26 protein-coding genes and 1 tRNA gene are annotated in these 26,951 nt (G+C 59.2%); 18 read left to right on the top strand and 9 right to left on the bottom strand.

Annotation, left to right across the window (positions count from 1 at the left end; genetic code table 11):
* Positions 1–87: 87 nt before the first annotated feature.
* Positions 88–825: a hypothetical protein gene (locus H9L06_RS02670; protein ID WP_187555733.1), complete on the top strand. Its 738-nt coding sequence runs from the start codon at positions 88–90 to the stop codon at positions 823–825.
* Positions 826–847: 22 nt separating this feature from the next.
* Here H9L06_RS02670 and H9L06_RS02665 read toward each other — a convergent pair whose 3' ends face one another.
* Positions 848–2,071 carry an aminotransferase class I/II-fold pyridoxal phosphate-dependent enzyme gene (locus H9L06_RS02665; protein WP_187555732.1) on the bottom strand — a complete coding sequence of 408 codons (1,224 nt, stop codon included), beginning with the start codon at positions 2,069–2,071 and terminating at the stop codon, positions 848–850.
* Positions 2,072–2,133: 62 nt separating this feature from the next.
* Here H9L06_RS02665 and H9L06_RS02660 point away from each other — a divergent pair, with 62 nt between their 5' ends.
* Both H9L06_RS02660 and H9L06_RS02655 read left to right on the top strand, forming a co-directional pair.
* Positions 2,134–2,553, top strand: a complete 420-nt coding sequence (locus H9L06_RS02660) for a fluoride efflux transporter FluC (RefSeq protein WP_246454458.1) — start codon at positions 2,134–2,136, stop codon at positions 2,551–2,553.
* Positions 2,550–2,933 carry a fluoride efflux transporter FluC gene (locus tag H9L06_RS02655; RefSeq protein WP_246454457.1) on the top strand — a complete coding sequence of 128 codons (384 nt, stop codon included), beginning with the start codon at positions 2,550–2,552 and terminating at the stop codon, positions 2,931–2,933. Before H9L06_RS02660 ends, H9L06_RS02655 begins: the two co-directional genes overlap by 4 nt.
* Here the strand turns inward: H9L06_RS02655 and pdxY are convergent.
* Entirely contained in the window at positions 2,930–3,793 is an 864-nt protein-coding gene (gene pdxY, locus H9L06_RS02650; protein WP_187555730.1) for a pyridoxal kinase PdxY, read from the bottom strand. The genes H9L06_RS02655 and pdxY overlap by 4 nt on opposite strands.
* Before the next feature lie 119 nt (positions 3,794–3,912).
* Here pdxY and gluQRS point away from each other — a divergent pair, with 119 nt between their 5' ends.
* Entirely contained in the window at positions 3,913–4,869 is a 957-nt protein-coding gene (gene gluQRS / locus H9L06_RS02645; RefSeq protein ID WP_187555729.1) for a tRNA glutamyl-Q(34) synthetase GluQRS, read from the top strand.
* A 12-nt stretch (positions 4,870–4,881) separates the two neighbouring features.
* Here gluQRS and H9L06_RS02640 read toward each other — a convergent pair whose 3' ends face one another.
* Both H9L06_RS02640 and H9L06_RS02635 read right to left on the bottom strand, forming a co-directional pair.
* Complete coding sequence (locus tag H9L06_RS02640) at positions 4,882–5,229, bottom strand: hypothetical protein (protein WP_187555728.1); 348 nt, start codon at positions 5,227–5,229, stop codon at positions 4,882–4,884.
* Positions 5,230–5,238: 9 nt separating this feature from the next.
* A complete protein-coding gene (locus H9L06_RS02635) occupies positions 5,239–6,051 on the bottom strand; it encodes an SGNH/GDSL hydrolase family protein (protein ID WP_187556305.1) in 813 nt (270 codons plus the stop codon).
* A gap of 113 nt (positions 6,052–6,164) precedes the next feature.
* Here H9L06_RS02635 and H9L06_RS02630 point away from each other — a divergent pair, with 113 nt between their 5' ends.
* Positions 6,165–7,976, top strand: coding sequence for a DEAD/DEAH box helicase (locus H9L06_RS02630; protein WP_187555727.1), 1,812 nt, complete (start codon positions 6,165–6,167; stop codon positions 7,974–7,976).
* A gap of 156 nt (positions 7,977–8,132) precedes the next feature.
* Positions 8,133–8,218, top strand: a tRNA-Leu gene (locus H9L06_RS02625).
* A 70-nt stretch (positions 8,219–8,288) separates the two neighbouring features.
* Here the strand turns inward: H9L06_RS02625 and H9L06_RS02620 are convergent.
* Complete coding sequence (locus tag H9L06_RS02620; RefSeq protein WP_187555726.1) at positions 8,289–9,065, bottom strand: M23 family metallopeptidase; 777 nt, start codon at positions 9,063–9,065, stop codon at positions 8,289–8,291.
* 36 nt (positions 9,066–9,101) lie between these two features.
* On the bottom strand, positions 9,102–9,851 hold the full coding sequence (locus H9L06_RS02615) for an EamA family transporter (protein WP_246454456.1): 750 nt from the start codon (positions 9,849–9,851) through the stop codon (positions 9,102–9,104).
* A gap of 30 nt (positions 9,852–9,881) precedes the next feature.
* On the opposite strand from H9L06_RS02615, the gene H9L06_RS02610 reads away from it, so the two are divergent.
* A complete protein-coding gene (locus H9L06_RS02610; protein ID WP_187556508.1) occupies positions 9,882–10,067 on the top strand; it encodes a hypothetical protein in 186 nt (61 codons plus the stop codon).
* A gap of 17 nt (positions 10,068–10,084) precedes the next feature.
* On the opposite strand, the gene H9L06_RS02605 is transcribed toward H9L06_RS02610, so the two are convergent.
* The gene (locus tag H9L06_RS02605) at positions 10,085–12,226 is read right to left on the bottom strand and encodes an acyltransferase family protein (RefSeq protein WP_187555725.1); all 2,142 of its coding nucleotides are present in this window, start codon (positions 12,224–12,226) and stop codon (positions 10,085–10,087) included.
* A gap of 159 nt (positions 12,227–12,385) precedes the next feature.
* Here H9L06_RS02605 and H9L06_RS02600 point away from each other — a divergent pair, with 159 nt between their 5' ends.
* The 3 genes from H9L06_RS02600 to mshC all read left to right on the top strand — a co-directional run bounded on the left by H9L06_RS02600 (position 12,386) and on the right by mshC (position 15,910).
* Positions 12,386–13,696 carry a M20/M25/M40 family metallo-hydrolase gene (locus tag H9L06_RS02600; RefSeq protein WP_187555724.1) on the top strand — a complete coding sequence of 437 codons (1,311 nt, stop codon included), beginning with the start codon at positions 12,386–12,388 and terminating at the stop codon, positions 13,694–13,696.
* Positions 13,697–13,784: 88 nt separating this feature from the next.
* Entirely contained in the window at positions 13,785–14,654 is an 870-nt protein-coding gene (locus tag H9L06_RS02595) for an undecaprenyl-diphosphate phosphatase (protein WP_187555723.1), read from the top strand.
* On the top strand, positions 14,651–15,910 hold the full coding sequence (gene mshC, locus H9L06_RS02590) for a cysteine--1-D-myo-inosityl 2-amino-2-deoxy-alpha-D-glucopyranoside ligase (RefSeq protein WP_187555722.1): 1,260 nt from the start codon (positions 14,651–14,653) through the stop codon (positions 15,908–15,910). Before H9L06_RS02595 ends, mshC begins: the two co-directional genes overlap by 4 nt.
* Positions 15,911–15,948: 38 nt before the next feature.
* Here the strand turns inward: mshC and H9L06_RS02585 are convergent, their stop codons facing one another.
* On the bottom strand, positions 15,949–17,037 hold the full coding sequence (locus H9L06_RS02585; protein ID WP_187555721.1) for a PAC2 family protein: 1,089 nt from the start codon (positions 17,035–17,037) through the stop codon (positions 15,949–15,951).
* A gap of 41 nt (positions 17,038–17,078) precedes the next feature.
* On the opposite strand from H9L06_RS02585, the gene H9L06_RS02580 reads away from it, so the two are divergent.
* Genes H9L06_RS02580 through lnt form a run of 8 tightly spaced genes read left to right on the top strand, consistent with a single transcriptional unit; the run spans position 17,079 to position 26,569 of the window.
* The gene (locus H9L06_RS02580; protein ID WP_187555720.1) at positions 17,079–17,759 is read left to right on the top strand and encodes an HAD family hydrolase; all 681 of its coding nucleotides are present in this window, start codon (positions 17,079–17,081) and stop codon (positions 17,757–17,759) included.
* A gap of 18 nt (positions 17,760–17,777) precedes the next feature.
* Positions 17,778–18,815 carry a tRNA (adenine-N1)-methyltransferase gene (locus H9L06_RS02575; RefSeq protein WP_187555719.1) on the top strand — a complete coding sequence of 346 codons (1,038 nt, stop codon included), beginning with the start codon at positions 17,778–17,780 and terminating at the stop codon, positions 18,813–18,815.
* Between the two features lie 60 nt (positions 18,816–18,875).
* The gene (locus H9L06_RS02570; RefSeq protein WP_187555718.1) at positions 18,876–19,811 is read left to right on the top strand and encodes a peptidylprolyl isomerase; all 936 of its coding nucleotides are present in this window, start codon (positions 18,876–18,878) and stop codon (positions 19,809–19,811) included.
* A gap of 12 nt (positions 19,812–19,823) precedes the next feature.
* Positions 19,824–20,855: a helix-turn-helix transcriptional regulator gene (locus H9L06_RS02565; RefSeq protein ID WP_187555717.1), complete on the top strand. Its 1,032-nt coding sequence runs from the start codon at positions 19,824–19,826 to the stop codon at positions 20,853–20,855.
* Positions 20,848–21,828 (top strand): helix-turn-helix transcriptional regulator, encoded by a 981-nt coding sequence (locus H9L06_RS02560; RefSeq protein ID WP_187555716.1) that lies wholly within the window; start codon positions 20,848–20,850, stop codon positions 21,826–21,828. Before H9L06_RS02565 ends, H9L06_RS02560 begins: the two co-directional genes overlap by 8 nt.
* 9 nt (positions 21,829–21,837) lie before the next feature.
* On the top strand, positions 21,838–22,680 hold the full coding sequence (gene tatC / locus H9L06_RS02555) for a twin-arginine translocase subunit TatC (RefSeq protein ID WP_246454455.1): 843 nt from the start codon (positions 21,838–21,840) through the stop codon (positions 22,678–22,680).
* Complete coding sequence (locus H9L06_RS02550; protein WP_187555715.1) at positions 22,680–24,959, top strand: DEAD/DEAH box helicase; 2,280 nt, start codon at positions 22,680–22,682, stop codon at positions 24,957–24,959. The genes tatC and H9L06_RS02550 overlap by 1 nt, the downstream gene beginning before the upstream one ends.
* Positions 24,956–26,569, top strand: coding sequence for an apolipoprotein N-acyltransferase (gene lnt / locus H9L06_RS02545; RefSeq protein WP_246454454.1), 1,614 nt, complete (start codon positions 24,956–24,958; stop codon positions 26,567–26,569). The genes H9L06_RS02550 and lnt overlap by 4 nt, the downstream gene beginning before the upstream one ends.
* Here the strand turns inward: lnt and H9L06_RS02540 are convergent.
* A complete protein-coding gene (locus H9L06_RS02540; RefSeq protein ID WP_187555714.1) occupies positions 26,531–26,896 on the bottom strand; it encodes an RNA polymerase-binding protein RbpA in 366 nt (121 codons plus the stop codon). The genes lnt and H9L06_RS02540 overlap by 39 nt on opposite strands.
* Positions 26,897–26,951: the final 55 nt, after the last annotated feature.

The following is a 26,951-nucleotide window of genomic DNA, read 5'->3' as shown; positions in this document are numbered from 1 at the left end:
CCGAGCTACACAGAAACGCAATTCATTTTCTTAACACCTGTATAAAATCTCTCCCGTCGGCAGACTCTTATCCCATACTCTGAGCGTATGAGCACAATCAGTCGCATCACCGCAACCACCACGGCACTCCTTGCTTCAGCGCTGCTCGTCGCCGGGTGCGCTTCGTCGGCCGACGACGCCGAAACTGATCCGGTAACCACTCCCGAAGAAACGACACCCGGAACAGCAGGAGATAACCTCGACTTCGATATCGCGTGGCTCGATAATGGCCGCATGGTTGCGATTGTGACCGATGGTTCGTCATCCTGCGTTCCCGTTGCCGAAACTGTCACTACAGGCGGGCAGACCGTCACCGTGGAACTGAGCGAGGGAGAGTCAGACCAGGCATGCACGGCAGACCTCGTACCTCGAGCGAGTCTCGTAGCGCTTCCGCAAGGAATTGACCCGACAGCAGATGTCAAATTCAATGTGACCCTCGGCTCGGCCACCGGAGACGAAGACCTCGATGGCAATAGTGCGCTCACCGGTACACCGGGGGACTCGACTGATTATGCGCCATCAGCGGGTTGGTTCGATGACGATGCGCTCGTGCTACTCACCTGGGGGTCGTCTACCTGCCCCCCAGTCATCGACACGGTTGAGGCGAGCGGGAATGCTGGCACGGTTCAATTTGTGACGGAGGAGCGTGCGTGCACGATGGACATGACGCCTCGCGCAACAATCGTCGACTTTGGCGACATCGAAGATGGTGACGATGGCAGCCCGTTCGTACTCACCCTCGTCGGTGATGGACTCGACGCCAAGCTCGAGGTGATCGACAACTAGGAGCAACGACGAAACGCAAGTGCTAGCCATGGATAGTGGAGAGCGCTTGGAGGCGCTCGATCGCAATTTCGAGCGTCGCGTCATCCTTGACAAACGTGAAGCGCACCCAATTGCGTAAGAGACTCGCGGTCTCCGATCCATCGCGACAAAATGCTGACACCGGTACGCAAGCAACCCCAACCTCGCGGGGAAGCCAGCGCGCGAACGCCGCGGCATCGGGCACCTCATCGGTGAGAAACGCAGTCGCATCTGCGCACACAAAGTAGGTTCCAGCAGGTCGCACGGTGCGAAAACCGAGTGCGGAAAGCCCCGTGAGTAATCGATCCTTGCGCGACTCAAGCCGTGTTCGGAGTTCTGAAATGTCGCTTTCGCCAGCAAGCAGGGCTTTGGCGATCGCGGGTTGAAATGGGGCACCGCCGGAGTAGGTGAGAAACTGCTTGATCGCGAGCACGGCCTCGATTAGCTCGGCAGGGCCCGACACCCACCCGACTTTCCAGCCTGTGAGTGAGAACGATTTTCCCGCAGAAGAGATCGTAAGTGTCCGATCCCACATGCTCGGAAGCGTTGCGATCGGTACATGCTCAGCGGCATCGAATGTGAGGTGCTCGTATACCTCATCAGTGACCACGACGGCATTCACCCGATCAGCTTCGCGCGCAATCGCCTCAAGCTCTTCCTGGGAAAGCACGGTGCCCGTTGGATTGTGCGGAGAGTTCACCAAAATCACCCGGGTGCGCTCGGTCACCGTTTCGCGAAGCGCGCGTAAATCAAGGCGAAAGCCCTCCTCATGCGGGCGCAGGGGCACAGTCGTATGAACTGCGCCCGCCATCGCTATGGCCGCGGCGTGCGAGTCATAGAACGGTTCGAGTGTGAGCACCTCATTTCCACTGCCAGCAAGCGCGAGAATCGCGGCTGTGAGCGCTTCGGTCGCTCCCGCGGTGATGAGCACCTCGGTCTCTGGATCGAGCGAAATTCCATAACGCCGGTATTGATGCTCGGCGACAGCCTGACGAAGTGCGGCAATGCCTCGACCTGGCGGGTACTGATTTTCACCCGCCCGGATCGCCGAAACCGCAAGCTCGCGGATCCACTCTGGACCATCTTCATCAGGAAACCCCTGACCCAAATTTGCGGCGCCCGTCACATTAGCTAGGGCGCTCATCTCAGCGAAGACAGTTGGTTTGGTGGTTCCGTCCGGCGCGACCAGCCCGGTCGCCATCGCAACGTCTTTCCAGCGCTCACTCATTCTTCAAGACTATGAGGTCAGTGCGCCCACGAGAAGTGAAGGCCAACGTTAGTATCGATTCTGTGAGTCAAGCAACCGGGGGAGCGAAGCTGATTACTCCGCGCGCGCTCGGGCTCGTGGCACTCGGTGGTGGGCTCGGCACACTCGCGCGGTTTGCGCTTGGTGAGGCGATTCCAGCAGATCAACACCTCGTAATACTCGGCATCAATATCTTGGGTGCTTTCGTGCTCGGGCTCATCGCAATGTTGCTTGCTGGAAAGCGACCAAACGTTCTGCTGTTTGCCAGCACGGGCCTCTGTGGCGGCTTCACAACGTACAGCGCCTTCGCGGTGGGCGTGGCTGAGCTCGCATTGATGGGGCAAGGGCTTGCCGCGCTCGGTCTTGCGGTAGCTACCGTGGTCGGCGGCTTCATTGCGACTGGCCTCGGTGTGTGGATCGGCACCGCATTGCGCACACTCCGCTCGAGAGGCCAGCGATCGTGACTGCGGGAGTGCTTGAGATGCTCGCGGTCCTTATCGGTGGTGGTGTGGGATCAGCAGCGCGATTCTTCATCGATAGCGTCGTCACGCGCGGAGTCAGGCGCGGCCGGGGCGGAACCAACGCGTTTCCGTGGGGAATCACGGTAGTGAACTTGAGTGGATCGTTCGTACTCGGTCTACTCTTGGGGGCGGACCTCGTCTGGCCAGCTATCGGTGCCGGGCTGCTCGGCGGATACACGACCTTCAGCACCGCAAGCCTCGACACCGTCAGACTGCTGCGTGAGAAGCGCTACGTCGCTGCGGCAGGGAATGCCTTCGGTACCCTCGGCATCGCGGTGATTTTGGCAACGACAGGACTGCTTCTCGGTAGTTTCTGGCGCTAGATGTGCGACGTGAGAAGCTTCGGTTCGAACTGCATGCTTGGATGGGCGTAAGCGGTTTGGGCTTCGATCAGCTGGAGCTCACGCCGACCGGAGGCCAGCGTCTGCTCGAGCAATGCGAAGACGCTTGAAGCAGTACGGGCGAGAGACTCCTTGGGGTCCCCGGAACGCAGCAGGTGCGCGGTGAAGAGCGCGGCGGTGACATCTCCTGAGCCGTTTGCTTTGATGGGTAGCCGTGGTGTCTCCACGATCCACGCTTCGTCGCCTGTTACCGAGATCATCTCCATGACGTTATCGTGCGCGCGTTCAGGCCGCTCGACGCTGGTCACGAGTACACTTCGTGGCCCAATCTCTCGCATGCGGGATATGGAGTCGAGCGTTGACTCAAGGGTATCGGGTGAGGTTCCAGTCACGAACCCAAGTTCGAACTGGTTCGGTGTGACGAGATCCGCCTCGGGCACGACTCGATCACGAATCAGGCTCTGCACTTCTGGTGCGACGTGGCAACCCGATTTTGCGTTGCCGAGTACGGGGTCGCATGAGTACACTGCATTTGGACTGTGCTGCTTCACTCGGGTCACGGCGTCAAGGATCGCGTCTCCGATGTCGTCGCCGCCCTGGTATCCCGAGAGGACGGCATCGACATCTGCAAGGCCACCTCGCTCCTCAATACCGGTGACGATCTCGCGGATGTCGTCACCCGAAAGGTGCGGACCCCTCCAGGAACCGTATCCAGTATGGTTTGAGAAACACACCGTCGATATCGGCATGACCTCGATGCCGATCCGCTGTAGCGGGAACACCGCAGCTGAATTGCCTACGTGACCGTACGAAACTGAGGATTGGATCGAGAGTACGCGCATATTCCGATACTCCCATTGGTCCACTTAGTGAACCAATTCATAATACTTTAAGTGAACCAAATGTGAGTGGTGGGTCGAGCGTTTTCATCGACCCTGCGCGAGATGCGAGGATTAAAAGCATGAGTGAGTTCCCTCAAACCGTGGGTGCCGGACGATACGCACCGAGCCCATCCGGTGACCTGCATCTCGGTAACCTGCGAACCGCTCTGCTGGCCTGGCTTTTTGCGCGGTCGAGCGGCCGAAGCTTTCTCATGCGCATTGAAGATTTGGATCGAGCGCGTGACGCAGGATCCGCTGAACCCCAGCTCAATGACCTTCGCGCGATAGGCCTCGACTGGGACGGCGATCCTGTGCTGCAGTCTGACCGACGTGAGGACCACGAACAGGCAATCGCGACACTGCAAGCACGTGGCCTTGTATACGAGTGCACGTGCACGAGAAAAGACATTTTGGCCGCTCCCAGCGCGCCCCATTCGCCGCCCGGGGCATACCCGGGCACCTGTCGAGATCGCACGGAGGAAGAACGGGCAGAGGCCCGCGACCGAATTGCGCCGAGGCTACCCGCGCTCAGGCTGCGGGTGCCTGAGGCAACCGCCGCACCCACTTTTGTCGACCAGATTTTGGGGCAAACGCAGGGTGAGATCGATGATTTCGTACTGAAGCGAGGCGACGGCACGATCGCTTACAATCTCGCGGTGGTTGTTGATGACGCTGCAATGGGGGTGGATCAGGTCGTGCGAGGCGACGACCTTGCTTCGTCGACCCCTCGGCAGATCTTGCTGCAGCGGTTGCTGGAGCTCCCGTCACCGCCTGATATTAAATATGCGCATGTGCCGCTCGTGCTTGGCCCGAGCGGAGCGCGACTCGCAAAGCGAGACGGGGCCGTCACCCTGCGCGATCTGAAAGCAGCAGGCGTAAAGCCGGACCTGGTCCGCGCCAAGCTTGCTCAGACGCTCGGCCTCGCGCGCCCGGGTGAAACCCCGACCATGGCGCAATTGCTTGAGCGCTTCGATCCACCCAGCCTGCCGCGAGAACCTCACACCTGGAGCGAGGATCTCATCGCGAGTGGAACTTAATCGCCGAACGCCTTAGCGCTTGAGAGCGCGAATGACACGCGCGAGCGCACGACCAGCAACGCACACAAATGGCACCGCGACAGTGAGCAGAGCGATGATATTTGGCTCGAACCTCGTGTAACCGTCACGCGTGACGTAGGCGCCAACGGGAAGCGAAAGACCGCCTCCACCGCCTCCAGAGCCCTCGCCCTGAACGGTGGTGTTCGGGCCCGACCCGCCACCCTCGCCACCGCCAAAACCGTACCCGGAGATAGCGACCGGCATGACCACCGTGCCATCCATTTCTACGGGTTCTCCGTACGCTGTGCGTACGCCAGACTGTGTGACCGTCTCTGCAAGCTGCTTCGTGAGATTCGACATACCGAAAGCCTACTCCGAAGCGCCGTTCTGCGGCAGAGGAGAAGTTGGCTTGGGCCGCTTCGGTTCAATGTTGTCGCCAGATGACACGTGCTTGAGCCTTCGTATCACCCAGGGAACGAGGTGTTCACGCGCCCACACCACATCCTCCTTGCGGGCCGCGCGCCAACTCTGTTGCGGCACCTCGGGCGGATCGAGTGGCTCCAGCGTGTTCGGAATATTGAGGGTTTCGAGCGCTGCCCTCGCAATGGTGTGATGCCCAAGCGCGTTCATGTGGAGCCGATCACCAGCCCAATACCTGCTGTCCTGAAGCTCTTCGATCGCCCACTGATCTACCACATAGCAGTCGTTCCGCTTCGCGACCTTGCGCACATTCTCGTTGAAAATTGCGACCTTGCCACGAATCGATCGAAACACTGGCTGAAACGCAACGTCGACGCCAGTGAAGATCAACACCGTGGCACCGGCATCACGGGCTTGAGAAACGATGTGCTCGAGCTTCGCCGCAACCGCATCGGGGTCACTGCCTGGGCGGATCACGTCATTACCGCCGGCGCACACGCTGAGGAGGTCTGGCCGAAGCTCGAGTGCAGTGTCGAGCTGCTCGACAGTAATCTGCTGAATGAGCTTGCCTCTCACCGCGAGGTTCGCGTAGGCGAGGTCTGAGTTATGTGCTGCGAGCACCTCTGCAAATCGATCCGCCCAGCCGCGCAGACCCCCGGGACTCTCGGGGTTCGGGTCACCGAGCCCCTCGGTGAAGGAATCTCCAATGGCGACGAATCGCGACCAAGGCAACTCGATCTGACTCTGTAGTTCTCCGGGCACCCTGCTCGGCTCCTTTGTATGAAGTTCGGTAAATTGCTGCGTGAACTGCGTACGTTCACAGCTCACCTCAGCAGTGAGGCACACTCAAGCTTTCACGGGTATTCTAGAACGTTGTGACTGAGTTGGCAGAAGATGAGCGGCCCATTCCGGGCACCTTCGCCGCCGAACACCTTCCTCCCGCGTATCCTGATCGTGCCGCGCGTGGTACTGCTGGGAGCCTTCGTGCGTGGCAGGAGGAGGCGATCCGCCTCTACTTCGAAGAAGAACCGCGAGACTTTCTCGCATCAGCAACCCCCGGCGCAGGAAAGACAACGTTTGCGCTTCGCCTCGCCGCGATGTTGCGCGGCAGCCACACCGTTACGCAAATAGTCGTCGTGGCTCCCACTGAGCACCTTAAAGTGCAGTGGGCAGATGCGGCAGCACGAGCGGGAATCAGGCTGAATCCGCGGTACTCGAACAGCGACGGCCTAGCGTACGGCAGCCACTATCACGGTGTGGTGGTGACCTACGCCCAGGTCGCGATGAAACCGGTGCAGCATCGCCGCCTCACGGAGCACGCCGACACCCTGGTCATTCTCGACGAGGTGCACCACGGCGGCGACGCTCTGAGCTGGGGCGACGCAATTCGTGAGGCGTACGGTTCAGCCAAACGCAGGCTCTCGCTCACCGGCACGCCGTTCAGGTCAGACGAGGCGCCGATTCCATTCGTTCAGTACGCGCCGCAGGGTGATGGATCGCGTATTTCGCTCACCGACTACGACTATGGGTACGGGCGCGCACTTGCCGACGGTATCGTGCGCCCAGTGATCTTCATGGTCTACGCCGGCAAAATGCGGTGGCAGACCTCAGCTGGTGAGGAGATGGAGGCGCGCCTTGGTGAGGGAAACACCAAGGATGTCACGTCGCAGGCCTGGCGCACCGCACTCGATCCGATGGGCGACTGGATCGCCAAGGTGCTCAGAGCGGCGGACCGAAGGCTTACCGAAGTTCGCACGCATATTCCTGACGCGGGAGGACTCGTCATAGCGACTGACCACGCCGCGGCGAAAGCGTATGCGACGATGCTCGCGAAGATCTCGGGGGAGGAAGTCGCACTCATCCTGTCAGACGACGCTGGGTCGTCGGCGAGGATCGACGAGTTTTCTCGCGGTGACTCCCGATGGATGGTTGCGGTACGCATGGTCTCGGAGGGCGTCGATGTGCCGAGGCTCGCAGTCGGTGTTTACGCGACGAGCTTTTCGACGCCGCTCTTCTTCGCCCAGGCAATTGGTAGGTTCGTGCGTTCGCGGAGGAGGGGCGAAGTTGCCTCTGTGTTTATCCCGAACGTGCCGCCACTCATGCAACTGGCTGCGCAGCTCGAGAAGGAGCGCAATCACGTTCTTGAGGGGCCGAAGAGCGCTGAAGAGATGTGGGATGCGGAGGCCGCGCTCATGCAGGCCGCAGAACGTGAAGATTCGGCGTCATCAGAGCTCGTCGACGACGGGTTCAAGTATGAAGCGCTCGAATCAGATGCCCACTTCGACCGGGCCGTATTCGACGGCGCCGAGTTCGGCGGGTACGCCGAGGTGGAAAGTGAGGAGGAACTCGATTTCCTCGGGTTCCCAGGCATTCTCGAACCGCAAGAGGTGCGTGCTCTGTTGCAGCAGCGCCAATCGCGTCAGGCAAAACGCAGCGCGACGAAGCAGGGAATTCTTGAACACGCGCCCGACCGAGCAGAAGCCCCTGACGCGTTGCACCGAACACTCGGTGAGCAACGCAAACTCCTGAGCAAGCTTGTCGGTATGTATGCCCGGGTGAGCGGTGAACCTCACAAAGACATTCACAATGAGCTGCGTCGCACCTGTGGTGGACCAGCCGTTGCGCAGGCCTCGGTCACGCAAATTCAAAAGCGGATCGACACGCTGCGAAACCGGCTCAGGCCCTGAGGCGTGAGTACAGCCCACGCGCGCTCTGGCGCGAGCTTCAATCATTGTTACTGTGTCGGATCGGCGACACTCGCGGAAGCTGAACAGGATTCGCAGCAACTAAGCAATTCATGCTAAGTTATTCTCTGTTGCCCGGGAAGATCCGGAAACACGTTCGCGCGGATGGCGGAATTGGTAGACGCGCTAGCTTGAGGTGCTAGTGCCCGTATTAGGGCGTGGGGGTTCAAGTCCCCCTTCGCGCACGAATGGAAAAAACTCCTGATCGATCAGATCAGGAGTTTTTTCGTTTGCCCGGGAACGGGCAGGTGCCGCCTAGCTTTCTTGCTTTGCGATGCGCTCGTGGAGATAGGGAAGCGGATCAATCGGTGTGCCGTTCAGTTTGAGCGCAAGGTGCAAATGCGATCCAAACGAGAGACCGGTATTGCCTACGCGCCCGACTTCGTCGCCGATGACAATCTCATCTCCGATTGCATAGCTGTGTGAGTCGGACTGCATGTGACAGTAGCGGCTAGTGAGGGTGCTTCCATTGGCGATCAGGTGCTGTACTTTTAACGAGAATCCGCAGCCATCGGTTGCGTATCCGGCCTCTATGACGACCCCTGAACCAATTGACTTGACCGGGGTGCCATCGGCTGCAGCGAAATCTTGTGCGTCGTGAAACTGTTCCACTGGCGCGGTGCGGTACGCAAACCCGTCGGTGAGCGGCCAATCTTTGTCAAAAGGAAGTCGAAATTCGGTGGGCTCGAGCATAGCCGGGTCGAGGAGACCCGCCTCTGTTGAGAGTGCTGTGAGGCCACTTAAGTCAAGTCCTACGTCGGTGGTTCCAATTGCATCGAGCACACCAGCACCACCGACAGCGTCGGCGCTGAGTAGGTGCTGTTCGGCTGCCGAAGCAGGCGTACCGCCAACGTCTGCAATGGAAATTGCTGGCAGGGTGGTCGACACTGCGAGGAGGCCGATGCAAGCGACGGCGCTGGCTGAGATGAATGGTTTCTTGAACCACTGGGTGGGCGTTCGCTCGGCGTCAGGGGTACCGGGAGTGTAGTCCGGACGCGGGGTCAGGTACTCTTCAGACAGGGAATGCTTCATTAAATCGCAGCGAAAAGCGCCGAGTCACCTCCAGGGTTATTTGTGCAACGGTAGCAGTGCTGAGTGGGAAGTGTATCTGCGCAATTCTCCGACCTTCACCACAACCACACCAATAATAATCAGGGCAGCCCCGGCCCATTGCAGTCCGGTAGGCACAATAGACAACAGCACGATCGTCCAGAAAATTCCGAAGAGAGGTTCGGAGTACCCTGTGAAGCTCGAGACAGTTGCTCCGAGCCGTCGAGATGCTGCGACGCCAAGCAAATATGCGAGGACTGTTGAGATCAACACCATGGCGGTCACAACAGTCCACGGCGACAACTCAACTCCAGCAAGTTCTGTTGGATTCGCAGTGATGGTGAAGGGGAGTACCCCGGCCCCAATCGCGACAGCAAGCATCACTGTCGCAAGCACCAGCCCCAGGCCAACAAACGGAAGCGTTGGGATTCCGTGGTCGCTCGTCGCTCCCGTCGCATAGTAGGCGGCGTTTCCTGCTGCGGCAACGAGTGCGAACAACACTCCGAGCGGATGCAGCGTGACTCCCGCGATGACCCCTGATACTGCGACGACTCCGAGCACCGCAATTGCTGCTCCCAGCATGGTCAGGCGCGATGGAGCTCTGCGACTTCGAGCCCAGATCCACAACATGAGCATTACCGGGCCGGTGAATTCAATGAGCAGAGCCAGGCTCGGTGCTATGAACTGAACGGCGAGGAAGAATGCGAGTTGGCAGCCGGCGACCGCAAGTGCCCCGAAAAGAAGTAACTGCAACCAGGCGCGACGCACGAGATGCCATCGGCCCGCATAATCACGAGCGTGGGCCAAAACAGCACAAGTGCCGAGCAGGTGATGCGAGCGGTGGTCGCGGCTCCCGCCGACCACCCGGCAGACATCAGTGCGCTCGCGAATATGCCAGACAGGCCGAAGCTTGCCGCCGAACCGACGGCAAGAACGAAACCCGAAGCGGAGGCCGACCGCAGGGGAGCAGTCGAGCGATACTGAGAACTGCTCACGATTCACTAGGCTACCGTCTCCGAATGCTCAGGGAGCACTTCCTCAAGGGCATCAGCGAGCGGTTCCGTTAGCATCTCGGTGTATGCCCAGTTCAAGTGGTGGGAATCTCTATACACGAGCACTCCACCAATCACAGGCGGGCAGTCGTCGTCTACGACTAGATAGTCATTCATACTGATGAGCTCGGCGCGCTCGCTCGATGCGGCGGCATCGCTCAGTGGATCGTCGCCCAGCGCATCCTTGGCAGGCTCTGCGCACGATGTTGCGGCCGTTTCGCCCTCCTCTGTCACACACCTCATGAGATCCTCTTGCAACTCTGGCGTGTCTTCGATCGCGACCACGGTTCCGACTGTCTCTGGCAGCTCGTTCCATCGGCGCTCATAGCCCTCCGCGGCGGCCTCCTGCCACTTCGAAGCTGAGTTGCTGACGACCTTGTTTGCTGCCTTTGCCGAGGTGACCACGGCATCAACCTGAGGCTCCTGCTCAAGTTCTTCGAGTACTTCGGCGTTCCAATCCAGGCAGTCCTGCCTGAGTTCTGCGCGCTTTGGTTCGCCGAACGACACAAAGTCACGTTCTGCCGAGGTGAAGGGACACGAGGCCTTCGCCATAACAATGAGGCGCCAATTGTTCTGTTCGGCAATGCGCTTGAGTGGTGTGAGCCACTGTTCAGCATGGGAGTCTCCGACGAGGGCAATCGTGCGAATCGCCGTGCCGGGCTCTGCGCCGTATGTGCACTTGCGTACCTGTGCGCCCTCGAGATCGCTGAGGCAGCGCTCGGGCGCCTGGTCAGCGAGCGCGGGTTCAGGTATAGGCAACTGAAGTGGGGCCGGATCACATCCTGAGTCCGAATTGAGTGATGTCGCGCCGAGGCACTCCGTAGGATTCGCTACGATGCTCGCGACTCGATCTCGTTCCGTGACGATCTGACGGTCGACAGAACCCAGTGAGACGATTGGAACTGCGAGCATGGCCGCAACACCGACTGCCGTAACCGCAAGCGTGCGCTTGTTCGACCAAGCCTTGCTGAAGCCAGTTCGAAATGGGTCTTCGACCGCAATTTTTGAGAGGTGTGCGAGCACGAGCGTCGCCGTAATGACTGTGAGTGTGCCAAGCACCCCAAGGCTGCCTCCAAACGCAAAGGGGAGGAGCACGATGAGTGGGAAGTGCCACAGGTAGGCACCGTAAGAAATGTCGCCAAGCCACTGCATGGTCGGGCGTGCGAGTAGGGGCTGTGGTGACCAACGGGTCTCCGGTTCTGCCGCCACAATGATCAGAGCGGTTGAGATGACAGGGAGCAGTGCGATCCACCCGGGAAATGGGGTCGCGTCTGAGAACGTCACCACCGATGCCCCGATACCAATGAGGCCGAGCCAGGCCATGGCGGATCGCGCCGAAGGAGTGAGCCACCGCTCGAGGCGCGTCATCACGCGAGATGTGGGCAGTGCGCACGCGATGAGCCCGCCGATCGCAAACTCCCAAGCCCTAGTGGGCGTCACAAAGTAGGCGGCTTGTGGATCCACTGTAGTGAGCACGACTGAGGTGATGAATGACGCGATAGTAACGAGCGCAACGAGCATAGTGAGATTCTGGAGGAAGCGGGGAAACCGATCTCCCGTACCGTTATCGCTTCTGCGCGAACGCCTGAGCAAAACCAGCGCGACCACCGCAATGAGCGGCCATACGATGTAGAACTGCTCTTCAACGGACAGCGACCAGAAGTGCTGTACAGGTGATGCCCACGTCTCAGCAGCCGAGTAGTCGACTGACTGCGCTGCAAGTACCCAGTTCTGTGCGTATCCGGCAGAGGCCGCAACCTGTGTGAGGAAGGCTGGGCGCAACCCCAGAGGTGCGATTGTCCAGACCGCGAGAACCGTCACGAGAAGTACGAGAAGTGCGGCCGGGAGTAGCCGCTTCGCTCTTCGAGCCCAGAATCTTGGGAGATCGATGCGACCGCTCGTTTCTGCTTCTCGCACCAGTTGGCCGGTAATGAGAAAGCCGGAGATGACAAAGAACATATCGACGCCGACATACCCGCCGGGAAGTGTGGCCGGATTGAGGTGATAAACAACGACAAGCGCGACGGCGATGGCGCGAAGACCCTGGATGTCTCGTCTTGTTTGCTGCTTCGCTGCCTGTCTCATTGTCATTCACCGCCCCACTTTTGGTGAGTCGCTCTCTACTCAGACTACATAACGAAACGGTAACAGCCATGCACCTGCTGGGGTTCTGTGCAGCTTCACAGGGTCACAGAAAGTGGGTGGATCAACCGTTTCCACGTACTCGTGAACCGGGCTAGGCTGAATTGTATGGAACCAGGATTCGAAGACTCGCTGTCGGAGACGGCGCGTATCGCGCGAGATCTGATTCGTATTGACACCTCGAACCGAGGCGGTGGAGATGCGGAGCCCGAGCGGCCAGCCGCCGACTACGTGGCCGCATACCTCAGTGAACTCGGCCTGGAACCCACAATTATTGAGTCTGCGCCGGGACGCGCGAGCGTGATTACTCGAATTGAGGGACGAGAGCCTGAGCTTCCAGCCCTCGTGCTGCACGGTCATCTCGATGTTGTTCCCGCAGATCCTGCGAACTGGAGTGTCGACCCGTTTGCGGGCGTCATTAAAGACGGGATGCTCTGGGGGCGCGGGGCCGTGGACATGAAAGACATGGACGCGATGATGCTCACCTCGGTCGCGGAGATTCTGCGCAGCGGCGATAGGCCGCGCCGCACGATCATCCTCACATTCTTTGCCGATGAGGAGGCCGGGGGTGGGTTGGGGTCGCAATTCCTGGTCGAGAACCATCCCGAACTGTTTGCCGGCGCGGGCACCGCGATTAGCGAGGTTGGCGGATACTCAATAGATGTTTCCGGTGAGCGTGCGTACCTCATTCAGACCGGAGAAAAAGCGCTTGATTGGATCCGCATTCGCGCGCGCGGCACAGCGGCACACGGCTCGCGACTCTGGCCAGACAATGCGGTGACCCGCATAGCGGAGGCAGTCGTTGCGCTTGGACGAAAGCAGTGGCCGGTGGGCCTCACAAACACCACGCGTGAACTCATTGCGGCGCTCGCCGAGATTCTCGGCGAGGATCCACAAGAGGTGAGCCCCACAGAGCTCATCATGAGCCTTGGCTCAGGCGGCGGCTTCATTCAGGCGAGCCTGCAAACCACGACGAATCCAACCGTTCTGCAGGCCGGCTATAAGCACAACGTGATCCCTGACACTGCTGAAGCGCTGATTGATGTGCGCGCACTGCCGGGGGAGCAGGAACTCGTGCGAAGCCAGCTCCAAGAGATCGTTGGCGACGACATCGAGATCGAGTACCTCACGAGCGGCATTGGTTTTGAGGTGCCGTTCGAAGGCGAAGCCATCGACGCAATGAAGGCTGTGCTCGAGAAACACGATCCCGGTGCAAAAGTCTTACCGTATCTACTTTCGGGCGGAACGGACAATAAGTGGCTCTCGATGCTCGGCATCACCGGGTACGGGTTTGTTCCACTTCGATTGCCAAAGGACCTCGATTTTCCGGGAATGTTCCACGGCGTTGATGAGCGGGTGCCACTCGACGCACTCGACTTCGGGCATCGCGTGCTCGTTGACCTGCTTCGCACCTATTAACACTTGGCGAGTCTCGTTGAGCTATTCTTGACGGCGGCTCGCAGCAGTCTGCGTGTCTTGCGACGGCAGGGAAGGCCAGTTACACCACATGGGAATTTTTGAGGCGATCATCCTCGGTATTGTCCAAGGACTCACCGAGTTCCTTCCGGTCTCATCGAGCGCTCACCTGCGGGTAACGAGCGAATTGATGGGTATTGGTGACGCTGGTGCGGCGTTTACCGCGATCACTCAAATTGGCACCGAGGCCGCGGTCATCGTCTTCTTCTGGCGAGACATCGTGCGCATTATCGGCAAGTGGTTTCAGTCGCTTTCTGGCAAGACCGTGCCGCGAAATGATCCTGATGCGCGCATGGGCTGGTGGATCATCCTCGGTACCATTCCGATCGTTGTGCTTGGGCTCCTCTTTCAAGACCAAATTGAGAGCACCCTTCGCTCGCTCTGGTTTGTCGCGATCTCACTCATTGTGTTCGGTCTTCTGCTGGGGGTAGCGGATCGTGTCGGGAAGCGGACCCGCCCGCTCGAAAAGCTCACCTGGAAGCACGGCCTGTTCTACGGACTCGCACAGTCGCTCGCACTTATCCCCGGCGTTTCGCGCTCTGGAGGGACGATCACCGCGGGCTTGCTCATGGGGTACACCCGCGAGGCGGCGGCCCGTTATTCGTTCCTTCTGGCTATCCCCGCAGTCCTTGGATCAGGGTTTTATCAGGTGTTCAAGGTCATCAGGTCTCCGGAAGGACAGGCTCCGATGAGTCTGACACTTATTGCCTCAGTGGTCGCTTTTGTCGTCGCGCTCGTCGTCATCGGTGTGTTTATGAGGTATATCTCGAAGGGCAGCTTCATGCCGTTTGTGGTGTATCGGGTACTGCTCGGAGGAACAATCATCGTGCTGTTGCTTACTGGGATACTTACCCCCGGCGGTGAAGTTGCAGCACAGGCAGTGACAGGAGTCGCAGAGTGAGAACGTGGACCGCGCCGGTTGTTCCGAAACTACCCGGAGAAGGAACTGCGCCAAAGCTCTATAACACCGCGTCAGGTCGTTTTGAACACCCTGCCATTCAAGATGGTCGGGCGACGCTCTATGTGTGCGGCATTACGCCGTACGACGCCACGCATCTCGGTCACGCGTTCACCTACCTCACCTTCGACATCATGCAACGAGCGTGGATCGATGCTGGCATCGAGACGGTTTATGCGCAAAACATCACCGATATCGACGACCCACTGCTCGAACGCGCAAATGCGACGGGCGTCGACTGGAAAGATCTTGCCGACGAGCAGGTCGGGCTCTTCCGATCGGACATGCACAGACTCGGAATGATTCCGCCGGCGAAATATACCGCTGTCACTGAGGTTATTGATGAGATCGCTTACGGTGTGAAGCAATTGGTCGAGCGAGGGTATGCCTACAGCGTTCCGACGCCCGAATCAGATGGCGACGACATCTACTTTGATATTCGGGCGGCCTCGTCGACCTCTGAGTGGCGACTCGGCGACGTCGCACCGTTCGAGCGGGCCCTCATGGAAACTTTCAGCGCCGAACGCGGTGGCGATCCGGAGCGTGAGGGAAAGCGGGACCTACTCGATCCGCTGCTGTGGCGCGCCGAGCGAGAAGGTGAGCCGAGCTGGGATTCACCGGTGGGCCCCGGCCGACCGGGGTGGCACATTGAGTGCTCGGTCATTGCTCGCAGAGATCTCGGTGAGCTTTTCACGGTTCAGGGCGGCGGCGAAGATCTTGTGTTTCCGCATCACGAATTTACGGCCGCGCACGCGACCGCAATCTCTGGAAAGCCGCTCGCTCACGCGTACTGTCACGTTGCCCTCGTCTCGTATGAGGGACACAAGATGTCGAAGTCTCGGGGCAACCTAGTATTCGTCTCCAAGTTGCTCGATGGCACCAATGGCACACCGGCCGCAGACCCCTCTGCGATTCGATTGGCATTGCTAGCGCACCACTATCGCACCGAATGGGAGTGGTTCGACGGTGAACTTGCGCAGGCTGACAGGCGACTGGCTGCGTGGAGATCGGGCCTCACCAAGGTGAGCGACGATCCAAAGTCGGCGAGTGCAGTTATTCAGCAGCTGCGCGCGGCACTGGCAAACGATCTCGACACCCCGGTGATGCTTGCGATTCTTGATGCGGCCCTCGACCAGGGTGTGGATCGGCCTGATCTCATTGCCGATGCCACGCAGGCGCTCCTGGGGGTCACCCTCTAGGTGACCGAGCCCGGTCTGCGCACCTTGCCGATACGGCCCTAGCTCGTCGGTGGAGAATCCTTAGGTGGGGCATCCTTCGGAGGGTCATCGCCTTCCGAGCCTTCGTTTTCTGAAGGCTCGTCATTCCCCACGCCTTCGCTCTCACTGCCTTCGTGCTCTGCGTTCTCCTGGCCCGCGTCAGCCTCACGATTCTCAATGATCTCGTGATCCGCTCGCATGTGCGGAATGATGTCGCGGTCGCGCTCGAGAAACTTTTCAAACTCTGCGGCGAGCGCGTCACCAGTCGTTTCGGCCGCGAGGGCTTCGTCTCGCGCGTCTTCGAGGCTGCGAATGTAGCGCGTCATGTCGTCATCATTCGCTGCAATGCGGTTGATGTTGCTCTCCCACTCGGTTGCTTGAGAGAACAGCTCTCCGCGTGGAATGACGATGTCGAGGAGTTCTTCGAGTTTGTCGAGTATGGCGAGTGTCGCCTTTGGTGAGGGGGCTGAGTGCACGTAGTGAGGTACCTGCACCCACAGCGAGACAGCTTCAATGCCGGCAGCCTCAAGGGCGATGTCGATTGCCGAGGTAATTCCGGCGGGACCTTCGTAGTTGCTCTTAGAAGCCCCATAGCGTTCTTGGGCGGCTTCACTCTCTGAGTAGAGGTTCGCAATGATCGGTCTCGAGTGTGGGGCGTCTGAGTACATCGATCCGAGTAGCACTACGAGATCTACAGCCCACACTTCGGCGAGTTCAACGACCTCGTCTGCGAAGTTCTCCCAGTCGCGGCTGGGTTCGACACCGGGCATAAAGTACAGATCGAGTACTGGGGACCCGTCGAGACGGGTGATCATCTCTGCATCGACAACTGATTCAGAGGGTGCCTGGCCTGGGCGATGTACCGTGCCATAGAGTCTCGTGTCTGGCCATTCGAGCGCTCTGCGACCGTCTTCGTTTCGGAAAATTTTTGGGCGCTGCATCTGCAAGTCGACAAAGCCTTCGCCGCCAATGATGTGTAGCAGCTCGGCGCCTTGCAGGCTGATGAGGTGCTGTAGCGCTTCCGAAGTGGCGTCACCCGCATCGCTCCAGCCTTGAAAAGCGACAATGAGTGCGCGAGGCGTTGCAGTAGGGTCGGCGGAATCATTCACACTTCCCAGGATAGTCGGAACGAATCAGTAGAATGGTGCGAATGACCACTGCTCCAGCACATATGTTTCCCGCCGCGACGCTGTGGGACATGGATGGCACGATCATCGATTCAGAACCACTCTGGCTCGGGGCCGAGGTACGTATGCTCGAGCGCTATGACATTGCGGTGCCGAGTGATATCCATGAGCGACTCGTGGGCCAGGGCCTCACGACTGCCGCCCGAGTGTTTCAGACGCTCGGTGTGCCGCTGTCCGTCGAAGACATTGTGAATGAGTGGGCGAATGGTGTGGTGGCCGGGCTCGCCGAGACCGGTCCGTTGTGGATCGAGGGTGCGTTAGAGATGCTCGAATCATTCCGGGCATTTGACGTTCCGAGCGCACTTGTCACGATGTCGGTAAGGCCGATTGCGGAGGCCGTGGTTGAGCTGCTGCCTGCAGGAACATTTCAGGCGATCATCACTGGCGATGATGTTGAGTTTGAGAAACCTCACCCCGATCCATACCTTCGAGGGGCTGCTGCGTTGGGAGTCGAGGCTCGACACTGCATCGCGTTCGAAGACTCCCCGCCCGGAACTGCTGCTGCAGCAGCATCTGGGGCCTTTGTTTTTGGGGTTCCAAATCTTCTGTCGCTCGACGGGAGCGACGCGCATCTCGTGTTGCCCACGCTGAGTGGCATGGATGCTCGGCAGGCGGGCTCGCTGTGGCAACAACACCGTTCATAAAAGAGGAGACGAGATAACGTGTCAGAACTTCACACGCCAGCGTTGCGGGGAGCGTTCGTCTATGGTGATCGCGTAAAACTTACCGGGCCCAAAGGTCGGCTCAATACCTTTACCCTCGAAGTTGATGGAGAGTTTCACAGCCACCGAGGAATTCTTCGGCACGATCAAATTGTTGGTCTGCCTGATGCTTCGGTCGTGACGAACTCGAGTGGCGAAGAGTACCTGGCGTTGCGGCCGCTCCTCACCGACTTCGTGATGTCGATGCCTCGTGGCGCCGCAATCGTGTATCCGAAAGACGCTGCACAGATCGTGTCGCTTGCCGATATTTTCCCGGGTGCTCGTGTCGTCGAGGCCGGGGTTGGGTCGGGGGCGCTATCGCTGCACCTCCTGCGAGCAATAGGTGCTGAGGGGGAGTTGCACTCGTTCGAACGCAGAGAAGAGTTCGCTGAGATCGCGCAAGCGAATGCTGTGGCGTTCTCGGGCAGCATGCCGAAGAACTGGACGGTGCGTGTGGGCGATCTGCAAGAATCGTTGCCCTCGGCGCTCGAAGACGGCTCAGTGGATCGGGTGGTACTCGACATGCTCGCGCCATGGGAGTGCGTTGATGTAACTGCGAATGCGCTCGCGCCTGGTGGCGTAGTGATTTGCTACGTTGCAACGGTGACCCAGTTGTCTCGCACTGTTGAGGAGTTCCGGCGCTCGGGTCTCTTTACTCACCCTCAGGCTTCTGAAACGATGGTTCGCGGCTGGCACGTCGAAGGCCTTGCCGTGCGACCCGACCACCGTATGGTGGCGCACACCGGATTCCTTGTTACCGCGCGCAAACTTGCCCCGGGCACGGTTCTGCCGAGCCTGAAGCGTCGTGCCTCGAAGAGTGATTTCTCTGACGAAGACATGGCAAGCTGGCTTCCTGACATGGGTGCGGGGGAAGAATCTGAAACTTGGACCGACGAGGCCGTTGGTGTTCGCTCGAAGAGCGACAAAGTACTTCGCAAGAAGGTACGCTCGGCCCAAAAAATTGCTGACCAGCGAATGCAGGATGAGCCCGGCGCGTAAGCGGGCCTAGTTCAGTTTGCATTCGGTAGGATGGGCAAGTTCGCATTTGAAAGGTGTTCCATGCTTCGTCGCATCGTTCCGGCGGTTTTTGCCACTGCAATTGTCGCCGTAAGTCTCACGGCCTGCAGCTCATCTGATGCTGTCGAAGTGAATCGAGGCGATTGCACTGCGATGCTTGGGGCCGGAGCAGTTACAGAGAACGTTGTTCTCCTCGGTGGGTACGGTGAAGATCCACAAATTTCGATACCCGCTGAGACCGAAATTACGGTTACGCAGCGCTCGATCGTAGATAGCTCAGGGGCTGTCTCGGGCACGCGTGTTGCTGACGAGGGATCTCTCGTGTCCGTGAATTACGCGCTGTACGATCAGCAGACTGGCGAACAGCTCATCCAAAGCGATGGCTTCGGGAACGGCGATTCAAACGAGTTCTTCATTATTTCGGCGGAGGCCGCGAACCCACTGAGTGAGGCCTTGCGTTGCACGGTTGCTGGGGAGCGAGTTGTGCTGGCCATTAGCCCTGGTGATGCTGCTGGTCTGTCTCAGCAGCTCGGTGGAACCGAGGACGCGGGTGTGATCGCAGTATTTGACGTCAGCGATGTCTCGGGTCAGTCGGTCGAGGGACGTGCGCTCGGGCTTCCGAACGGGTTCCCCGCTGTAGTCACTGACGCTAATGGTCAACCCGGCGTTGTGCTTCCGCCACGAGACGCACCCGTCGGATCCACTTCTGCGGTGCGAATCGCGGGTGACGGTGCTGAGGTACACGCCGATAGCCGAGTTCTCGTGCAGGTACTCATTGTGGGCTGGGATGGAAACATCGTGAGCAATACCTGGGGGCAGTCAGGCCCGCAAATGTTGCAGGGTGAAGAAGAAGCTACCGCGGGTGGCGTGAACTTCCGCTCCGAACTCACAGGCAAGAAGGCCGGCTCGCAGGTCGTCATCACCGAGGGCGGAGACGACGCTCGCGTCATTGTTGTCGACATACTCGCAGTCGGATAATGCGGATCACCAGTGGCCCGTTCACAGGTCTCTAGCGAAGAGCGAATCTTCAGTCTCGTGCTCGCACTTGTGGCGAGTACGAATGGATTGACTAAACACGAGCTACTCTCGTCGGTCTACGGATACGCAGATCGGTACAACGATGCAGGACAGCGGGTCGCGCTCGATCGCCAATTCGAACGAGACAAAGAACAACTCCGTAGCCTCGGCATTCCGGTCGAAACTATCGATTCCCCCGGTGAGCCGGGCAACAACCATCTAGCGCGATACCGGGTTCCCAAGACCGCGCTCGAAGTACCCCACGGACTCGAGTTCAGCGATCGCGAACTCATGATGTTGAGAGTGGCTGCGCTCGCTTGGCGAGAGGGCAGCCTCTCGGCTGAAGCAGCGCGAGCGCTGATGAAGCTTGAATCGCTCGGTGCCCTTATTGACGCGCCGAGACTTGGAGTGAGCGCGGGGTTCGGGGCGACTGACCCTGCTGCTCCGGCGCTTCTGCAAGCGATCGGCCAGCAGGCTGAAGCAGAGTTTGACTATCAACTCGCCGACCGAAATGAGCCTTTGCGGCGACGCGTAATGCCGCTGCAGCTGCATCGATTCGAGGGCCGCTGGCATCTCATTTCGTACGATCTCGAACGCGAGTCACCGAGGGTGTTTCTACTCTCACGCATAGTCGGCGCGGTTTCTGTTCGTGTGGGTTCCTCAACTTGGAACGAGCTGCCCGCTGCCATTGAAACGTTGATCGAGGAGGCGGTATCTGGCCTTCAACGACTTCAAGAGCAGCAACGTGTCGCAGTGCGTGTGAAACCCGGTTCAATCGCGGAAACCGCGCTCTTGTCGCGCTCGGATTCGATCCAACATGGTGATGAAGATTGTGAAATACAGTTTGGCACGGTCGATCTCCCCGAACTTGCTACTGAGATAGCAGGCTTTGGAACCGAGGTGACCGTTCTCGATCCACCTAGTTTGCAGCAGCTCGTGCGCGAAAGATTCGAAGCCGCGCTTGAGCTGCACAGCGCAACGAGAGTTGAGAACGCTCATGCGTAAGTCACTCTCAGCAAACGAACGAGTAATCCTGCTCCTCTCACTCGTGCCGTATCTGCGTGAACACGGGCCCACTCAGCTGCAAGAACTTGCCGAAACGTTTGACGTCGATGAACGTGTGTTGCGAAAGCTCATCACATTTTTAGGTACCGCCGGAATACCGGGGGAGACGCTGGCGTATCAACACGACGACCTGTTCGATATTGACTGGCAAGCCTTCGAGTCACAGGGCATTGTTTCACTTACCCACACCGTCGCCGTCGACGAAACTCCACGGTTCACGGGCGCTGAAACCGCGGCGCTGCTTGCTGGCCTCCACGCGCTCAAGCCCATACTTTCAACAGATGACGCACGCTTGGCTAAATCATTGGCAAAGCGGCTTGCGCAGGCCATGGAACTCAGTGAGGTTCCGACAGTGTCCGTGCAGAGCGGCGAGTACGACGCGATGCTCCAAAAACTTACTTCGGCAATTGAGAATAGCCTCACCGTTCGATTCGCGTATCGCGATGCCGAGGGCGTCGAGACCTCTCGAACCGTGCAACCGAGCACACTCGTGGAACGCGAAGGCACCTGGTATCTCCGCGGATTTGCGCAAGAACGCGACGCAGAGAGAACGTTTCGGGTGAGCCAGATTTCTGACCTGGAAACGCTTGACGAGTTCGTGCCGATCCACAATGCAAGTGACGGGACAAGTCGTGAGGGCGAGGAGATACATGCGTACGTACCAGAGCGGCTCTTACCTTCGATTCGAGGATTTGCGCCAGAAGTAGTGAAGGACCCTTTGACGCCGCCCGGGCACGTGCGGGTGCGATTCGAAGCCTGGCATTCAGGTGCGGCGGTGCGGCTTGTTCAGCACGGTGTCGGCGCTATCGAGATCCTCTCGCCTCCGAGTGCTCGGGAGGCCGCGAGGGAATGGGTTCTGCGAGCGCTAGAAGCTAACGCTGGCAACGGTAAAACTCCAGACCAAAACCGATAAACTGGCGAAATGGCAACTGAGACGCGCGGCCGACGCAATGAAGGACGGATGAGCCTCGGCGAACACCTCGTCGAGTTGCGTAAGCGACTTATCATCGCGGCGGCCGGGTTGCTGGTCGGCCTTGTTGCCGGGTGGCTGCTCGCGGAGCGAGTGTGGGACATACTGCGCAGGCCGATCGATGATCTTCAAGAACAGGGTCGCGACGCCGTACTCGCATACAACTCGATAACTGAAGCATTCGATCTGAAGGTGCAAATCGCGCTGTTTATCGCGGTTGTCATCACTTGTCCGGTGTGGCTGTACCAAATTTGGGCATTTCTTGCCCCGGGTCTGACCCGTCGCGAGAAGCTCTACGGTGTGGGATTTATTGGGGCGGCTGTGCCCCTCTTTCTTGCCGGTGTATTTGCGGCCTGGTACGTGTTGCCCAACATCGTGCTCTTGCTCTCGACGTTCCAACCAACCGAAGATGCGTACTATCAGAGCGCGCGAGTTTATATCGATTTTGTGCTCAAGCTTCTGCTCGCGGTGGGGGCCGGGTTCGTCATGCCAGTTGTGCTGGTGATGCTGAATTTCCTTGGCGTCATTAAAGGAAAAACGATCCTCAAAGGCTGGCGCGTCGCAATTCTTGTCATCGTGTTGTTCGCAGCAATCACCACTCCCGCCGTTGACATCACCAGCATGTTTTTGCTCGCGGTTCCCATGGTTATCTTGTACTTCGTCGCGGTGGGCATAGCGCTGCTGCACGACAAGCGGGTTGATAAACGCCGTGCCGAAGAGTTTGCTGAGTATGGAATAGACCTCAGTGAACCCGACCTGTCAGATGATTCAGATAACGGTGGCGGGAAGGCCTAGTGAACGATACAGCGCTTTCACACTTCGAGTCGCGCTTAGGCTACAAGCTCGATAGCTTCCAGGTGACTGCCTGCGAGCGCCTCGAGGCCGGGCGAAGTGTGTTGGTCGCTGCACCAACAGGTTCAGGCAAGACCACGGTTGCGGAGTTTGCGGTGTATCTTGCGCGGCGCGAGCGTGACACCCGGATTTTCTACACGGCGCCGATCAAAGCGCTGTCGAACCAGAAGTTTCACGAGCTGTGTGCCGAATATGGTGAGGATGAGGTCGGTCTTCTCACAGGCGACGTGAATCTTCGCGGTGACGCGCCTATCGTCGTCATGACAACCGAAGTGCTGCGCAACATGATTTACGCAAACTCACCAGCACTTCACGACCTCTCCTTCGTGGTGCTCGACGAAGTCCACTACTTAGGTGACAGGTTTCGGGGTGCAGTGTGGGAAGAGATTATTCTGCACCTGCCTCAGTCCGTGCGCATCGTCTCGCTGTCTGCCACGGTGTCGAACGCCGAGGAGTTCGGCGACTGGATGCACGCGGTGCGTGGCGAGACCGACGTCATTCTTTCTGAACATCGACCGGTGCCGCTGTATCAGCATGTGCTTACGTCAAAAGCGCTTGAGCCGCTTTTCGTTGACAAGCAGGGTAATCATGCCTCGGGCGGCAGGGTAAACCCAGAGCTTCGCATGCTCAGTGGTCGGGGCCGCAGTAGCGCCCGCACTGATGATGCCCGTCGGGGCGGTAGGTACGGTGGCAAACGCGAGCGCAATGGAGCACCGCGTAGGCGAAGCAAGCGTATCTCGCGGGGTGACATCGCCCGCGCCCTTGACGAAACTCGGCTGCTGCCCGCTATCGTCTTTATCTTCAGCAGAAATGGTTGTGACCAGGCGGTTCGGCAGTGCATCACTGAGGGAATCACACTCACCACTCGAGATGAACGCGAGCAAATCCGCAAGATCGCATTCGAGGTGACCGACTCCCTGAGCGACGAAGACCGTCGCGTGCTCGGAGTCCGTGAGTGGATCGCAGGGCTCGAACGCGGTGTTGCGGCGCACCACGCTGGCCTGCTTCCCTCATTCAAAGCTGTCATCGAGCAACTGTTTCAGCGCAGGCTCGTCAAGCTCGTTTTCGCTACCGAAACACTGGCGCTCGGCATCAACATGCCTGCTCGTGCGGTGGTCATCGAACGCCTCGATAAGTTCAATGGTGAGCAACGGGTTCCACTCACGTCGGGGGAGTTCACCCAGCTCACTGGTCGCGCTGGCCGTCGAGGTATCGACGTAGAGGGCCACGCTGTCGTCGTGTGGAGTGACGCGGTCGACCTCGATGCGCTCTCGCATCTTGCCGGTGCGCGCTCGTTCCCCGTGCGCTCAAGTTTCCGTCCAACTGCGAATATGGCGGTGAATCTTCTTCAGCGACTTTCGTACGATCAGGCGAGAGAGACGCTCGAACTCTCATTCGCTCAATTCCAGGCGGATCGCGCGGTAGTTGATCAGGCCCGCGAGCTGCAGGCAGAGCAGGCTTCGCTACAGGGGTATGAAGCGGCCGCTGCACGCGCTCACGGGTCAGACAAGAAGCGCTGGGAAGATCGCGCACGCAAGCTCCGTAGGCAGATCGAGCGGGGGCGTCGCCAGGTCGCGAACCGCACGGGGACAATTGCGCGAACGTTCGAGCGGGTGGTCGAGGAACTTCTTGAGCTTGGGTACCTCGCGGGTTCTACACGAAAAGACTCGCTTGAGGTGACACCGTGGGGAGAATTGCTTCGCCGAATCTACGGTGATCGAGATCTTCTCGTCGCAGAGTGTTTGCGCGACGACCTCTGGCGAGGACTCGACGCTCGCGGACTAGCGGCAATGTGCTGCGCGCTCACGTACGAGCCACGCCGCGACGAAGAAACCGATAGTCGAGGCCCCGGAGGCGTGTTCGGGCAGGCGTTCGACAGAGTGCTCGACCGCTGGGTCATGCTCGATGATCTTGCCGACAGATACCGGCTGCCACGCGCTGATATGCCTCACGCTGGCCTCGCCGGTGCCATGTATAGCTGGGCAAAGGGTGCGACGCTCGAGAGGGTGCTCGAGGAAAGCGGCTTGGGCGCGGGCGACTTCGTGAGATGGACAAAACAGACGATCGATTTGCTCGATCAGATTGCGCAGGCCTGCGAAGTCGGAATTGCGCATGCAGACCTTGAGCACGATATCGACCGACTCGGCAGTCTCGCGCGTACCGCCCGTGAAGCAAAACGAGCCGTCAGGCGCGGAATTGTCGAGGCCTCGAGCACATCGTGAGAACCGCATTTTCTGAGGGCCGTTTGCCCTGGTGGATCGCGGTGCCGTTAGCTGCGCTCGGAGGCTGGTGCTTTGACCTCGCGAACCCAGATACAAGCGTTTGGCCGCTTGTATTTCCGAGTGTGCTGTTGATTCTGGCCGCCTGGTGGCAGCAACGCCCGGGAGTCGCAATGCTCGCTGGTCTGGCTGCAGGCTCGGCGTTCTGGCTGCCCCATATCTCGTGGTTGACCCTGTATCTTGGGCCGATACCATGGCTCGCACTGAGCACGGTCATGGTGGCCTGGTTCGTGTTGCAGGGCCTGTGCACTGCGTGGGCAACGCGTGGCATTCGAACGCTGCCCTGGTTTCGGCGCAGGCCAACTTGGCTGCTCGTCGCCCAGGCGCTCACCGTCGCTGGTGTGTGGGTGCTTCGTGAAGGCGTGCAGGGTGTCTGGCCATATGGCGGGTTTCCTTGGGGACGAGTGGCGCATGTGCTCGCTGAGAGTCCGCTATCTGCGCTCGTTTCATGGGTCGGTTTTGCCGGTCTGAGCGCGGTAATTGTGGTTGTGTGCGCCGCAGTTGTCGGTGGATCGATCTCGGTCTTTCCGTGCACGTCATCTGCCTGGCGTGCATTCATCCCTGCAGGGGTCGCTGTCGCGATACTCGCTGCGGCAACTTTGATTCCGGTCGCCTCGCTACCAAACCACGAATCCTTACGTGTCGCAGCTATTCAAGGAAACTCCAAGTCAGGCATTTTCGATGACCGTGAAAACGGAGATGTGTTTGCCGACCACGTACGAGCCACAGAGGAGTTACTCGATGCTCTCGAAGTCGATAACGAGCACGTAGACGTGATTGTGTGGCCTGAAAATGCGGGGGAGTTCGCACTCACAGATAACCCGTTGAGGGGTCGTGAGGTCGCACTGCTCTCGAAGCGAGCGGATGCGCAGATCGTTATTGGAACAGTCTTGGCGGATCCGGACGGGAGCTATACCAACAGCTCTGTTGTATGGGGGCCGACTGGCCAGCAGCAGCCTAAAGAGACCAGTCGCTACGATAAACGCTTCCCAGTGCCATTCGCCGAGTACATGCCCAATCGTGACTTCTTTCACGCGCTCGTGCCTGATCTCGTGGACCTTGTACAACTCGAGTACCGAACCGGTACGACACCAACAGTGATGCCCGTGGATACTCAGTTCGGAGATGTGCTGGCTGGGATTGCCATCTGCTTCGACATTATTTTTGATGAGCAAGCAGAGAACATGGTTCAAGAAGGTGCCGAACTCATCCTTGCTCAGTCGAACAATGCTGACTTTGGGCGAACGGATGAGAACGTGCAGCAGCTGCAAATTGCCAGGCTGAGAGCGATAGAAACCGGGCGTGCAGTTGTCAATATTTCTACGGTCGGTACAAGTGCAATCATCGCACCAGACGGGCACGATATTGCGACCATCCCCGCGTTCATCGAGGGTGCAGTAGTTGCTGACGTACCGCTTGTGTCGGGATCCACACCGGCGTTGCGCTACGGCGCAACGATCTCACTCGTGTGGATGCTCATCGGTGGTGCAGGTTTGCTCGCCGGTGGCGTAGGTCTATTCCGGCTCCGCCGATCCACGACGCGCGCGCAGTAACTTCAACCGCTCGTCAAGCAACTCTTCGAGCTCCTCGCGCGAGCGGCGTTCAATGAGCATGTCCCACGGAGTACGCTGCGTTGTTCCTTTGCCCTCGAACTCTTCGCGGGCAGCCTGACCCGCCTCGTCATCGAGAAAGCCGATCTCGCCGGTGCGCTGATCTGCCCACTCGGGGGGAGGCTCGGCGTCAGCGTCAAATACAACTGTGAATCGCTTGCCGCTGTCAGTGAGGTATTCCACAGATCGTCGAGGTGAGAGCTCGACGCCAGCTTCACCTTGCAAGCTCGTGGACCCAATACGGGACCCTCGGAGTGTTCGATCGGCCATATGAAGCCTCCCTCGCCTCCGGCGGATGAGGTGCGTGCCGTGGATTGGCACTCCC

Origin of the sequence: Leucobacter denitrificans, from assembly GCF_014396385.1 — a bacterium.
In the GTDB taxonomy this organism is placed as follows: domain Bacteria; phylum Actinomycetota; class Actinomycetes; order Actinomycetales; family Microbacteriaceae; genus Leucobacter; species Leucobacter denitrificans.
The sequence above is the reverse complement of the archived record's forward strand: the minus strand, read 5'-3'. Positions and strand labels throughout refer to the sequence as shown.